A 13,077-nucleotide genomic window follows, 5' to 3' on the forward strand; every position below is an offset into this window, starting at 1 on the left:
TTCTCAATCCCCCGCAGCACGGCCTTTGAGGGCAATGATGCCCCTGGGCCGGAATTGAATGAAGATGATGATAAAGATGATCATGTAAGTCTGCGCGGCCAGCGTGTTGGAGGGGTTCAGCCATTCGACCCCTTTTTGAAAACCGCCGATCATCGCGGCGCCCGCCAGCGTTCCCCAAATGTTGCCAACACCGCCCACAACCACGGTCATGAAGCTTTGCACGATGTAGTCACTGCCCATTTCAGAGGTCACTTTGGCAAACAGTCCTATCGCCACGCCCGCAATCCCCGCGATGCCCGATCCAAGCCCAAAGGTCAGCATGTTCACCCGGTCCGGGTTGATCCCCATGCTGGCCGCCATGCGTGGGTTTTGCGTCACCGCGCGGGTTTCCAGCCCCAGCCGGGTGCGTTTCATGATGAACAGGAAAAGTGCAAGAAACAGCAAAGCCAAAATGAAGATCGCAATGCGGATATAGCTGATGGCGACCACGTCGTTGATGACCCAAGCCCCGTCCAACCATGAGGGCGAGGTCAGCGGACGTGCCTGGGTGCCGAAAATGTTCTTCGCCAGCTGTTGCAGGGCAATCGAGACACCAAAGGTCGCCAACAGGGTCTCCAGCGGGCGGTGGTAGAGCCTGCGCACAACAAGGCGTTCCAGTGTGACGCCCGCACCGAAGGTCACCGCAAAGGCCAATGGGACGGCCAGCAAGATCGAGGCCGTATGATTGGGCACGTACTGCTGTACAACAAACCCAGTATAGGCGCCCATCATGATAAACTCGCCATGCGCCATGTTGATCACGCCCATCACGCCAAAGGTGATGGCAAGGCCAATGGCCGCCAGAAAATAGATCGAGGCAAGCGACAGCGCATCCAGACCCAGATCAGCCGCCTGGCCGAAAGCAACACGGGTCTCAGACGCGGCAAGGGCAGCCTCGGCCGCGCTTGTGACCGCTGGTGAGGGGTCGTCGTAGACATCAAAGAAGCGATAGCTGGCAAGGCTGGCGTCAATGTCGGTCTGCGTGACCCGGGGCGGGGCCAAACCGCGCGTTACCAGAGCGTCGTACGCCTGATCGCGCACCGCCTCACTGGACAGTTGCGCCACAGGAAAACCTGCGATGCGGCCCCCGTCGATATGTGCCTCAAGCGTTGTATCGCGCGCGTCCGCAGTGATCTCAACCGGTGCACCCCCCGCTGCAACCAAAAGCGCATAGGCCGCGCTGTGCGTCAGCGCATCGCTGCCGACGATGACCTCGCGCGCGATGTTTCCGTCCGGCGCGGTCGGCGAGACAACCCTTGAAGTGCTGAGAATCGGATTGAGGGTTGCGCGAAAATCAACGCCCAGATCACCCGACATATCGTTGATTGCGGCCACGCGTGATGGCACGTCGGTGTCGTAGGCCATCGTCATCAGCCGTTCCAGCCGGACCTTACGTGCCAGAATGTCCGGGTCTGTTTCCCCCTCGATTGATGCGCGCAGCGGTGCCAGCAAAGCCGCCTCGGGATCGCGCGATATGGAATCCAGCGCATCTGCACGTTTCGTGATATCCGTATCGGTCAGTTGAAACCGCACCAGCGCGGTTGCGATCATCGCCCGCACCCCGCTGTTGGGTTTAAGCTGTTTGATCTCGGCACTGCTGACGGTCGCTACATCAGCGCCATCCTCAAAATCCTGCAGTATAAATGTTCCGTCGTCGTTCTTGCGTGCCGCAAAGAAAAACCCATCCCCCTTGCGCTGCCACATTCCCTTGGCTTGCCAGGCCTCCAGCACATTCTGCATCTGTGGCAATCCACTGGCCACCAGCGCGTCAATCGCCGGGCCGATAGTACGTCGCGAGCTTTTCTCGATCAGCGCACGCTGACTTTGCAGTAGGTCCTGGACAGTTGGGGACTGCGCCAATGCCCCATTGGGCAAGGACAGGACAAGGCACATTGCGAGCAGCAAGCTCTTCATTTCATTCTTCCGGGAAATCAGAGGTAGAGGGCGCGTCGCAACGCGCCCTCGCTGATAGATCAGTAGTTGGACAACGTCTGTACGCAGGACTTCGTCTCGGTGTTGTACATACCGCAACCCAAGTCTTTCCAATCCGACATCAGCTTGGAAGATTCGGGCAGGAAATCGGTCCATGCGTCGCCGGGCACTTCACTGGTCTGGCTGATGATATCGAACTGGCCGTCTGCCGTGATCTCGCCAATCAGAACGGGCTTCGCGAGGTGGTGGTTAGGCAGCATGACAGCCGTGCCGCCGGTCAGGTTCGGAAATTCCTGCCCGTACATCGCGGTGCGGACCGCATCGACATCCGCACTTTCTGCTGCGGTAACCGCATTTACCCACATGTTAAAGCCGATGTAATGCGCCTCCATCGGGTCGTTGGTCACACGCTCGTCGCCCATGCGCTCTTTCCATGCCGCGATCCATTCCGCGTTTGCGGGTGTTTCAGCGGACTGGAAATAGTTCCACGCCGCAAGGTGACCAACCAGATTACTTGTATCCAGACCCGACAGCTCTTCTTCACCCACCGAGAAAGCCACAACCGGAATGTCATCCGCCGAAATGCCCGCAGCCGCGAGTTCCTTGTAGAACCCGATGTTTGCGTCCCCGTTGATGGTCGAGATCACACCGACCTTCTTGCCATCCGCGCCAAGGGCCACGACATCGGCAACGATCTTGGACCAGTCGGAATGGCCGAAGGGCGTGTAGTTCACAAAGATGTCGCTGTCCGCGATACCCTTGGACTGCAGATAAGCTTCAAGAATGTTGTTGGTGGTGCGGGGATAGACATAGTCGGTGCCCAGCAGGGCAAACTTTTCAATGCCAAGTTCATCAAGGAAATAGTCCGTCGCGGGAATGGCCTGCTGGTTCGGAGCAGCCCCTGTGTAAAACACGTTTCTCGAGCTTTCCTCACCCTCATATTGGACCGGATAGAACAACAGCCCATTCAGTTCTTCGATGACGGGCAGCACGGATTTGCGGCTGACACTCGTCCAGTTGCCAAAGATCACATCGACTTCCTGAACCGTCAGTAACTCTCGCGCTTTCTCGGCGAACAATGGCCAGTCAGAGGCCGGATCAACAACAACCGCCTCTAGTTGACAGCCTAAAACGCCACCCTTGGCGTTTTGCTGGTCGATCAGGGTCAGCATCGTATCTTTCAGCGTGGTTTCCGAAATCGCCATGGTGCCCGACAGGGAATGCAGCACCCCCACTTTGATTGGGCAATCGGCGGCCATGGCAGGCAGGGCCAGGCCAAATGTAACGGCGGTGGCAAGAGCAGTGGTCGTTTTCATCTGATATCTCCATGCAGAGACAGCCACCGCATCTTGCTCTTGCAAGACATGGGCATTAGCTAATCCCTGCAACTTAAGTGTTGCAAACCGTGTGGCGGCTGGTCTGAGATCCAATTCATCCGGTCGTCACACACCCCATTTCCCGCATTTCACTGCAGTGATCGAGGATGAAGTGACGTTGCTGCATCGCAGCGACGAGGGCAATTCTGACCCACAAAAAATCCTTGAATACCACGGCGCTGTTCAAATTTTAGGCAATGACGCTTTTGACTGCCAAATAATTGGTCGCTGCGCCATGCCCCGGCATTCTTGGCCCGCAAAACCTGCCAACTCTGCATAGTTTGTGATCGAAAGGATGAATAAGCCATCACCTTCGGAGCCGCGCCATCAATCAGTCTGCCGTCATTGAGTTGCGCGACAAAACCGCGCCGCAACCCCGGGCAATCGGTGCGGCAAATCTGTCGGTTTTTGGCGACGACATGGGCCGGACACGCCTGCGAACCCTGCGCCAATCGGGATCGCTGAAGCTTGTTTTCCCAAAGCGGCACACGCAAGACGTTGAGGCTGTTTTGGTCAACACAGCAGGTGGCATAACCGGAGGCGACCGTTTTTCCCTAGATGTAGATATCCGCACCGGCGCTGCCTTGACGATCACCACGCAAGCTGCCGAGCGTGTCTACCGCGCGCAACCCGGCGAGGTTGGCCACGTGACAACTAGAGTGTCGGTGGCAGATGGTGCCAGTCTGAACTGGTTGCCACAGGAACTGATCCTGTTTGATCGCTGCGCACTGCGCCGTCGGCTGGAAATTGAGCTTGCCGCAACCGCACGCCTGCTGATGGTCGAACCCGTCGTCTTTGGCCGCGCCACAATGCCGGAAATACTGCGCGACGTGATGTTTCAAGACCGTATCAGGATAACGCGTGGCGGCCGCCCGCTCTACATCGATGGTATGGACCTGCAGGGCGATGCGGCGACTCATTTGGCCCGCCCTGCAATCGCAGACGGTGCTGGGGCCATGGCAAGCATTGTAGTGGTCAGACCGGACGCTGAGCGGCAGTTGAAACCTGTGCGCGCTATGTTGCCACAAACCGCCGGGGCCACCACATTGGCCGACGATATCCTGGTGATCCGCCAGCTTGCCCCTGACAGTTTCGCGCTACGCCGCAACATGATCCCCATTCTCGAGCTTCTTTCTAACGGCACCTTGCCCACATCATGGAGGTTATAGACCATGCAATTGACACCCCGTGAAAAGGACAAACTCCTGATTTCAATGGCCGCCGAGGTGGCGCGCAAGCGTCTGGCAAGGGGGGTCAAGCTGAACCACCCTGAGGCCATCGCATTGATCACCGATACGGTTGTTGAAGGGGCACGCGATGGTCGCTCTGTCGCAGATATGATGGAGGCCGGAGGCCATGTCATCACCCGCGACCAGTGCATGGAGGGCATCGCCGAAATGATCCACGAGGTTCAGGTCGAGGCGACTTTTCCAGACGGCACCAAACTTGTCACCGTCCACAATCCCATCAGATAGGAGCACACAATGATTCCCGGAGAGATTTTCCCTGCTGATGGAACGCTCACGCTGAATGCAGACGCAACGCCGATCACTCTGATCGTGTCCAATACAGGCGACCGCCCCGTTCAGGTCGGCAGCCATTACCATTTCGCGGAGACCAACCCCGCGCTCGAATTTGACCGCACAGCATCGCATGGATGTCGTCTTGATATCGCCTCTGGCACGGCAGTGCGTTTTGAACCCGGGCAGCGCCGCGAGGTTCAGCTGATCCCAATTGGCGGCAAGGGTCGCATCTTTGGCTTCAATGGCCTCGTAATGGGAGACCTCTAGTATGCCTCACGAAATCCCCCGCCCCCAATATGCAGCCATGTATGGCCCCACCACAGGGGACAGGCTGCGGCTTGCCGATACCGACCTGATCATAGAGGTGGAGCGCGATCTCACAACGTATGGCGAAGAGGTCAAATTTGGCGGCGGCAAAACCATCCGCGACGGCATGGGGCAAAGCCAGGTCACCCGTGCAGACGGTGCAGTTGATACCGTGATCACCAACGCGCTGATCGTGGATCACTCCGGCATCTACAAAGCTGATGTGGCACTGAAAGACGGGCTGATCCAGGCAATTGGGAAAGCAGGCAATCCCGATACGCAGTCCGGCGTTAACATCATCATCGGCCCGGGCACCGAAGTGATCGCGGGCGAAGGGCGCATCCTGACTGCAGGAGGAATGGACAGCCACATCCACTTCATATGCCCACAGCAGATGGAGGATTCCCTGCATTCGGGTATCACCACCTGTTTTGGGGGCGGTACCGGGCCCGCCCATGGCACGCTTGCCACCACCTGCACGCCGGGGCCCTGGCATATCGGGCGGATGTTGCAATCCTTTGATGGCATCCCGATGAACATTGGTCTTTCAGGCAAAGGCAACGCCAGCCAACCCGAAGCCTTGGTCGAAATGGTCAATGGTGGGGCCTGTGCGCTTAAACTGCATGAGGACTGGGGCACAACACCCGCCGCCATTGATTGTTGTCTCTCCGTGGCTGACGACATGGATGTGCAGGTGATGATTCACACCGACACGTTGAATGAATCCGGCTTTGTCGAACACACCGTTGCTGCCATGAAAGGCCGGACAATCCATGCCTTCCATACCGAAGGCGCAGGTGGCGGCCATGCCCCCGACATCATCAAGATCTGCGGGGATGCCAACGTGCTGCCCTCCTCGACCAACCCGACGCGGCCCTTTACGGTCAACACGCTCGAAGAGCATCTGGATATGCTCATGGTCTGCCATCACCTGGACAAATCCATTCCTGAAGACATCGCCTTTGCCGAAAGCCGGATCCGGCGCGAAACCATTGCCGCCGAGGACATCCTCCATGACATGGGCGCTTTTTCGATCATTGCGTCTGACAGTCAGGCCATGGGGCGTGTGGGCGAGGTGCTGATCCGCACATGGCAAACGGCAGACAAGATGAAAAAGCAGCGCGGTGCGTTGGCCGAGGAAACCGGCGACAACGACAATATGCGCGTGCGGCGGTATATCGCGAAATACACCATCAATCCGGCAATCGCGCAGGGGGTCAGCCATGTGCTTGGCGACATCTCTGTCGGGAAACGTGCTGATTTGGTGCTGTGGAGCCCCGCGTTCTTCGGCGTAAAACCCGAAATGGTCTTAATGGCGGGCAGCATTGTTGTTGCGCAAATGGGCGATCCAAATGCCTCGATCCCGACGCCGCAGCCGGTTTATACGCGCCCGATGTTCGGCGCATTCGGCAGTGCGCTGCGCCACGGCTCGGTCAGCTTTGTGTCCCAAGCCGCGCAAGACGCGGGCATTGCTGAAACGCTGGGGTTGTCCAAGCAAACGGTTGCCGTCCGAAAGACCCGAAACATCGGCAAACAGGACATGATCCTGAATGACGCATTGCCGCAGATCGACGTAGATCCCGAAACCTACGAAGTGCGCGCAGATGGCACCCTGCTGACCTGCCAGCCCGCCGAAGTGCTGCCCATGGCCCAACGCTATTTCATGTTCTGAGAGGATCCTATGACCACCCTTCCCATCGCGCAAACTCTGCACCGCAAGGGGCATTGGAACGGCACTGCCGAACTTTGTGAACTTGACTATGCTGAACGGTTTCTGCGTCGCAAAAGACTGATCACGACCTCCGGTTCGTCTTTCATCGTCGATCTTGCCCAGACAACCTCACTGGATGAGGGCGATGCGCTGGAATGCGACAACGGGGATCTGGTCAAGATCGCCGCACGCGTTGAGGCACTGTGCAAAGTGAGCGGACCGGACCTCGCGCGCCTTGCCTGGCATGTCGGCAACCGTCACACGCCTTGCCAGATCAACGCGGATCATCTGCTCATTCAGGCCGATCCTGTCATCACCCATATGCTTGAACATCTGGGGGCCATGGTCGAACCCGTCACCGCCCCGTTCACCCCCGAGGGCGGCGCCTATGGCCATGGTCGGACGCATTCGCACGCGCATGTGGCGACGGCACATGAACACTGAGCAAGATATTCTTACGATGGCGCAATGGTTTTCGCCCTCCTTCCCAGTTGGGGCCTTTGCCTATTCGCACGGGTTGGAGACTGCCATTCAGTCCGGGGCCATCGTCACCGCGTCGGACTTGCAATGTTGGCTTTCGGATGTCTTGATCCACGGCAGTGGGCGCAACGATTGCATCCTGCTGCGTGCGGCTTATGCCAGCACATCCGATACCGAACGAGCGCTGATCCATGAAACCGCCCTTGCAGTCGCCGCTTCGGCGGAACGGCTGCTTGAAACTCAGCTGCAGGGCGCCGCATTCTGCGACACGACTGCCAAGGTATGGGACATGGACGGACAGCACCTGTGTTACCCTGTCGCGGTCGGTGCGGCTGCGGCCCAAATGCAATTCGACGTCGATCTTGTGGCCATGCTGTACCTGCACAGTTTTGCGGGCAATCTTGTTTCTGCCGCCGTCCGGGCCGTGCCGCTGGGCCAGACCGACGGTCAGTCCGTGCTCGCCGCCCTCACTCCGCTTTGTGATCAGATCGCAGGTGCTTCGCGCTTAGCATCCCTGGACGATCTGAACAGCACAGCCTTCCTCTCTGACATTGCCGCGATGAAACATGAAACGCTTCAGCCAAGGATATTCCGGTCATGACCAATCTCAACGGCCCCTTGCGGGTTGGTATCGGTGGCCCCGTCGGGGCAGGCAAAACCACATTAACTGCCTGCTTGGCCCGCGCCTTGCACCCGAAGGTATCGATCGGCGTGATCACCAACGACATTTATACTCAGGAAGACGCCGAAGCGTTGATGCGGATGCAAATTTTGCCCAAGGACCGGATCATCGGCGTTGAAACCGGAGGGTGCCCGCATACCGCCATCCGCGAAGACGCGTCCATCAATCTGGCAGCAGTGGCTGAGATGCGCGCCCGTCACGCAGATCTCAACATCGTCCTGATCGAGAGTGGCGGCGACAATCTGTCAGCAACCTTCAGCCCGGAACTCGCTGATCTGACGATCTATGTCATCGACGTTGCCGCAGGCGAGGATATTCCCAGGAAAGGCGGTCCGGCCCTGACCAAGTCTGACGTATTGGTGGTCAACAAATCCGACCTGGCCCCGCATGTCGGTGCATCACTGGAGGTGATGAGGCAAGATTGTGAAAAGATGCGCGCCGGGCGGCCATTTGTCTTCTGCACGCTGCGTCAGGACGAAGGGTCGGAAGAGGTTCTTGACCACATCCTTGAATTGGGTGGCCTGAGTGCGCGGTAGAGTGCCATCCGATAAGGCGCACTTGAAACGTAAGAGCCCACCTTAACGTGATATTCTTTTCTAGATGGCCTGTCCGCCAGTCACAGCTCGAAATCTGTCGACAAGGAAATCCTCAAGGGCACGGAATTTGGGGGCCAGATGACACCGTACGGCAAACACTACGACAATGCCTGAACTTGGCGGGGCATATGAATATAAGCCTTCCGGCCAAGGCCATAAGTTCCTAACCAAAGCGGAAAATCAGCGGCTTGTGGCGGAGACGAAGGGATTCGAACCCTCGAGACGATTCCTCGCCTACTCCCTTAGCAGGGGAGCGCCTTCGACCACTCGGCCACGTCTCCGCTGACCGCTATACAGGGGGGGTTTGGCGACAAACAAGAGCAAAACCGCGCCAGGGGTGAAAAAACAATGTGCCCACAACGCGGCACCCCGGCGTCCATAATACCCGGGGGTTTATTTCAACCAACGCACGCGCGGTCCCGTTTACGCACGCAGGGGTGAACAGACTTGCTTTGTAAGTGTGCGGGCGATCACCCAGATTGAGGTGAGTAACAACAGCGCCTCCCCCAGGCCCAGAAAGGAACCGACATGAAACTGACCCTCTCCACCGCACTTGCGCTTGTGGTCGCAACCGCGGCATCGGCAGGAAACTCAGACCGCTACAATGATCTGCGCTTTGATACGGCGATCGGCCACATTGGCGTGACCGGATTTGCCACAGACTTTGCCGCCGACACCGCTGCGGCCCCTGCGCCGATTTCATCCGTGCGCTTTTCCAGCCAGAGCCGCAAATCAAACTCCTCGGGCAAGGGCTATGCCTACGACAGCCCCTATGGCGTTGGCCCCAACAACGACAGCCGCTGAAACGGCACCGTCCCCTCCCGCGAAACGGACCTGATCCCACAGGGGTCGGGCCCTTGCTGCGCGGCCTGTATCGGTTTCCCTGACCTCACGAAAACCCCACGATTTCGTGACCATCATTTCAGCAACCTTTCGGCGCCTGCCGCAGTTGTCCCGTCATACAACGAGCGACGCACTGTTGCTCTGGTAAACCAAAGACCGAAAGGACGACCAAATGAAACTCGTACTCACATCCGCCGCCGCCGCCCTGATCAGCACCGCAGCTGTGGCTGACGAATCCGACCGCTACAATGACCTGCGCCTCGACACATCCACCAGCGCTGCTGTGGAAGACGTGCGCAGCACCGATCTGGACGATGCCCAGCGCGGCCGCGAAGGCCAGTTCAGCACAGCTGACAATGCCACAACCCCAGACGTAACCCTGTCCACCCGCTCAGAAACGCGCACGAATGGCGAAGGGTACATCTATGGTGGCTTTGGTCCCGGCAACGACAGCCGCTAAATCCACACGGATTTAATCAGAAAGGCCCGGCAGCAATGCCGGGCCTTTTTCCGTACTCCCCGCAGCACCGCTCAAGGGGGGCAGCATCAGGCGGGAAAGACCGGGTATTCCTCTATAACAAAGACCGACACATCAAGTTCGGCCATCTGCACCCCATCAAGGAGCACTGTGTTCGAGATGCCATAGCTCAGCACCGCACCGGCACTGGTCTGGCTAAGCAGGTCCGCCACATCCGGGGCAGCGTCACCCTGCTGATAGAACAGGGTGACTGTGTCCGCGCTGTCGTCAAAGTCAGTAATCGTATCCTGTCCTTCATCCGCAAAACTCAGGAAGATAAAGCGGTCCGCCCCGGGACCACCGGTGATCAGATCGTTCCCGGCACCTCCCACTATGATGTCGTCCCCTTCCCCACCGTCGACGGTGTCGTGCCCGACGGCATCAGGGGCGTTAAGCTGGCTGGGCGCAAAGAGAATGTCGTTGCCTGGCCCGCCCATCAGAACCGCAGACGACAGCCCGCTGTCCAGCGAGTCATTCCCCGCGCCTCCCTCCAACGTGACCGTCTCGCCCGCACCTTGCACCCATAGCCGATCATCGTAATCGGTGCCGATCATATGTTCGATGGAGATAGGCTCAGCCGACGCATATTCTTCGAGCATTCCATTGCCGACAAAGAAAGCAAAACCGTCGTCCTCTGAGGGGTGAAAGCCATCTGGCACCTCGCTCAGGAACACAAGGCCTACCAGTCCTGTGGGTCCGGCTTCGGTGGTCAGCCCGCTGAAGTCTACCAGATCGACACCCAAACCGCCGTCGTAAATATCGAGGCCTGTGCTGGCGATGATCGTGTCGTCGCCGCCACCCGCATAGATGCGGTCCAGTTGCGGCGTCGTCAGAAAAAGTTCATCCGCCTCGGTGCCGAAAACCTCGGGTTGCCACCACTAAAGTTGCAAGGACTCCAGTGTGTAGCTGAAGCCATCGATCTGGAAATTTTCTACATTGGTAAAGACATACTCTTCGCCGTTCGCGTGCGTAAAGCTGACCGTGTTTTCCGCGATGGTCGTCATCGCGTATGCGCCGCGCAGGCCATCGACAATGGCGGTATCCTCTCCTGCGCCGCCATCGATGTGACCCCCGTCCTTGCCGGGCATCAGCACGTCATCTCCGGCGCCGCCCAACAGGGTATCGACGCCCGCACCGCCTTCCAGCAGGTCGTTGCCCTCGCCCCCCTCCAGCAGGTCGTTGCCTGCCCCACCGATCAGCGTGTCGTCGCCCAGTCCGCCGAAAAAGGTATCGTCGCGCCCGCGCCCCTGCAGCAGGTTGTCGTGCTTGTTGCCTTTCTTGGTGAAACCCGCCGGGGGGCCGGTAAATTCTCTGCCCATCCCACGCATGACCTGAACTCCAATAAACTAACTAATAATCTATTAAGTATCGGCGGTGCCGTTGACAGGTGTCAACAACCGCAACCGCCGGGCGCACGGAGACCTGTAGGTTAGGATTTCGCAAACGCCGCACCCGCCGCGTTACCGTGGCCTCACACCGCCCTTCCACCGACGCGATACCGACGGAGCACCGACACGATACCGACGTTGGAAAATGGCGCGGATCGCCCATTAACCTGTTGAAACCACGCAATTCGATGCGGATAGGGCCATCCCCACCGTCCGCAGGGGTCAGACCCCGTTAACTCAGGTATTGAAGAGAAAGTGCAGCACATCGCCGTCCTTGACGACGTACCCCTTGCCTTCCGCGCGCATCTTGCCCGCTTCTTTGGCCGGGCCTTCGCCCCCCAGCGTGACGAAATCATCAAACGCAATCGTCTCCGCCCGGATGAACCCCTTTTCGAAATCACCATGAATGACGCCCGCCGCCTTGGGCGCCGTTGTGCCAGAAGCGATGGTCCAGGCCCGTGCCTCTTTGGGGCCGACGGTAAAGTATGTCTCCAGGTGCAGCAGCTCATAGCCCGCCCGGATCAGCCGATCCAGACCCGCCTCCGACAGACCCATTTCCTCAAGAAACATCTGTGCTTCCTCAGGCTCAAGCTGGCTGATTTCCTCTTCGATCTGAGCCGAGATGATCACATGCGCATTGCCCTGAGCCGCTGCCATCTGGGCAACTTTCGCTGACAAATCATTGCCTTCCGCCGCGTCGCCTTCGCCCACGTTGCAGACGTAGAGGACCGGCTTGGTGGTCAGCAATTGCAGCATCCGCCAGGCCTTGAGGTCTTCGGCATCCACGTCAACGACGCGCGCGGGTCTGCCGTCTTCCAGCACCGCCAATGCCATCCTCATCAGGCGTTCCTGCTGCACGGCCTCTTTGTCGCCGCCGCGCACCTTGCGCACGATATTCTGCAAACGTTTCTCGATGCTTTCGATGTCCGCCAGCATCAGTTCCGTCTCGATGGTTTCCGCATCGGCCACCGGATCCACGCGCCCCTCCACATGGGTCACATCCCCATCTTCAAAACAGCGCAGCACGTGGGCGATGGCGTCGACTTCACGGATGTTGGCAAGAAACTGGTTGCCCAGCCCTTCGCCCTTGCTGGCCCCCTTCACGAGCCCGGCAATGTCCACAAAGGTCATGCGCGTGGGGATGATCTGTTTGGATTGCGCGATGGCGGCCAACTGGTCCAGTCGCGCGTCCGGCACAGCGACCTCGCCCACGTTGGGTTCAATCGTACAAAATGGAAAGTTCGCGGCCTGCGCCGCGGCGGTGCGCGTCAACGCATTGAAAAGCGTGGATTTTCCGACATTCGGCAATCCAACGATACCCATCTTGAAACCCATGACCGGCCCTTTCCCAAGAAAACTTGGGTCGTCCTAGGGCGTCACCGGTCCAAGCGCAAGGGTCGCTTAGGATGCGCGACGTTCGCGCCGATCCTCACGGGCCTGAAAGATCAGGATCCAGGCCAGGATGATGAACATCGGATGGGTCAATCCCCCCGAGAACACCAGCGCCGGGATCCAGATCAGAAAGGTCAGGATCGCAACAATCGGACGTCCCGTCAGCAGGATCGACAGGGGCGGAAGCAGTATAGCAAGCAAATAGTTCATAGGCTTCAGATAGGCCTCGCCAAAGAAAAATAAAGGGCTGATCCCGCAGGCACACGCATCCTGCATTGCCTTTCCCGCCCGT

At 58.6% G+C, this 13,077-nt stretch carries 15 protein-coding genes and 1 tRNA gene; 9 read left to right on the forward strand and 7 right to left on the reverse strand.

Annotated elements, in window-relative coordinates; all coding sequences use genetic code 11:
• Positions 1-3: 3 nt before the first annotated feature.
• Both urtB and urtA read right to left on the reverse strand, forming a co-directional pair.
• The gene (gene urtB / locus H9Q16_RS08330) at positions 4-1,953 is read right to left on the reverse strand and encodes an urea ABC transporter permease subunit UrtB (RefSeq protein ID WP_191074845.1); all 1,950 of its coding nucleotides are present in this window, start codon (positions 1,951-1,953) and stop codon (positions 4-6) included.
• A gap of 59 nt (positions 1,954-2,012) precedes the next feature.
• Positions 2,013-3,287, reverse strand: a complete 1,275-nt coding sequence (gene urtA, locus H9Q16_RS08335; protein ID WP_191074846.1) for an urea ABC transporter substrate-binding protein — start codon at positions 3,285-3,287, stop codon at positions 2,013-2,015.
• 410 nt (positions 3,288-3,697) lie between these two features.
• Between urtA and H9Q16_RS08340 the strand changes: the two genes are divergently transcribed.
• From H9Q16_RS08340 to ureG, 7 genes are read left to right on the forward strand one after another with little or no spacing between them, the layout of a single operon-like run.
• Positions 3,698-4,516, forward strand: coding sequence for an urease accessory protein UreD (locus tag H9Q16_RS08340; protein ID WP_343067807.1), 819 nt, complete (start codon positions 3,698-3,700; stop codon positions 4,514-4,516).
• Positions 4,517-4,519: 3 nt separating this feature from the next.
• Positions 4,520-4,822: an urease subunit gamma gene (locus tag H9Q16_RS08345; RefSeq protein WP_191074847.1), complete on the forward strand. Its 303-nt coding sequence runs from the start codon at positions 4,520-4,522 to the stop codon at positions 4,820-4,822.
• A gap of 9 nt (positions 4,823-4,831) precedes the next feature.
• Positions 4,832-5,137 carry an urease subunit beta gene (locus H9Q16_RS08350; protein WP_191074848.1) on the forward strand — a complete coding sequence of 102 codons (306 nt, stop codon included), beginning with the start codon at positions 4,832-4,834 and terminating at the stop codon, positions 5,135-5,137.
• A 1-nt stretch (position 5,138) separates the two neighbouring features.
• Positions 5,139-6,848, forward strand: a complete 1,710-nt coding sequence (gene ureC / locus H9Q16_RS08355; RefSeq protein ID WP_191074849.1) for an urease subunit alpha — start codon at positions 5,139-5,141, stop codon at positions 6,846-6,848.
• Between the two features lie 9 nt (positions 6,849-6,857).
• On the forward strand, positions 6,858-7,331 hold the full coding sequence (locus H9Q16_RS08360; protein WP_191074850.1) for an urease accessory protein UreE: 474 nt from the start codon (positions 6,858-6,860) through the stop codon (positions 7,329-7,331).
• Positions 7,321-7,968: an urease accessory protein UreF gene (locus H9Q16_RS08365; protein WP_191074851.1), complete on the forward strand. Its 648-nt coding sequence runs from the start codon at positions 7,321-7,323 to the stop codon at positions 7,966-7,968. The genes H9Q16_RS08360 and H9Q16_RS08365 overlap by 11 nt, the downstream gene beginning before the upstream one ends.
• Entirely contained in the window at positions 7,965-8,585 is a 621-nt protein-coding gene (gene ureG, locus H9Q16_RS08370; protein WP_191074852.1) for an urease accessory protein UreG, read from the forward strand. Before H9Q16_RS08365 ends, ureG begins: the two co-directional genes overlap by 4 nt.
• A gap of 251 nt (positions 8,586-8,836) precedes the next feature.
• Here the strand turns inward: ureG and H9Q16_RS08375 are convergent.
• A tRNA-Ser gene (locus H9Q16_RS08375) sits at positions 8,837-8,926 on the reverse strand.
• A 247-nt stretch (positions 8,927-9,173) separates the two neighbouring features.
• Between H9Q16_RS08375 and H9Q16_RS08380 the strand changes: the two genes are divergently transcribed.
• A complete protein-coding gene (locus H9Q16_RS08380; protein WP_191074853.1) occupies positions 9,174-9,449 on the forward strand; it encodes a hypothetical protein in 276 nt (91 codons plus the stop codon).
• A gap of 211 nt (positions 9,450-9,660) precedes the next feature.
• Positions 9,661-9,948, forward strand: coding sequence for a hypothetical protein (locus H9Q16_RS08385; protein ID WP_191074854.1), 288 nt, complete (start codon positions 9,661-9,663; stop codon positions 9,946-9,948).
• An 86-nt stretch (positions 9,949-10,034) separates the two neighbouring features.
• Here the strand turns inward: H9Q16_RS08385 and H9Q16_RS20765 are convergent, their stop codons facing one another.
• The 4 genes from H9Q16_RS20765 to H9Q16_RS08410 all read right to left on the reverse strand — a co-directional run bounded on the left by H9Q16_RS20765 (position 10,035) and on the right by H9Q16_RS08410 (position 12,995).
• A complete protein-coding gene (locus H9Q16_RS20765) occupies positions 10,035-10,838 on the reverse strand; it encodes a calcium-binding protein (protein WP_343067823.1) in 804 nt (267 codons plus the stop codon).
• Positions 10,839-10,883: 45 nt separating this feature from the next.
• Positions 10,884-11,324 (reverse strand): calcium-binding protein, encoded by a 441-nt coding sequence (locus tag H9Q16_RS20770; protein ID WP_281403099.1) that lies wholly within the window; start codon positions 11,322-11,324, stop codon positions 10,884-10,886.
• A 306-nt stretch (positions 11,325-11,630) separates the two neighbouring features.
• Complete coding sequence (gene ychF, locus H9Q16_RS08405) at positions 11,631-12,728, reverse strand: redox-regulated ATPase YchF (protein ID WP_191074857.1); 1,098 nt, start codon at positions 12,726-12,728, stop codon at positions 11,631-11,633.
• 66 nt (positions 12,729-12,794) lie between these two features.
• Positions 12,795-12,995 (reverse strand): hypothetical protein, encoded by a 201-nt coding sequence (locus H9Q16_RS08410; protein WP_191075215.1) that lies wholly within the window; start codon positions 12,993-12,995, stop codon positions 12,795-12,797.
• Positions 12,996-13,077 lie beyond the last annotated feature (82 nt).

The sequence above is a fragment of the Sulfitobacter aestuariivivens genome (assembly GCF_014763045.1).
Taxonomy (GTDB): domain Bacteria; phylum Pseudomonadota; class Alphaproteobacteria; order Rhodobacterales; family Rhodobacteraceae; genus Sulfitobacter; species Sulfitobacter aestuariivivens.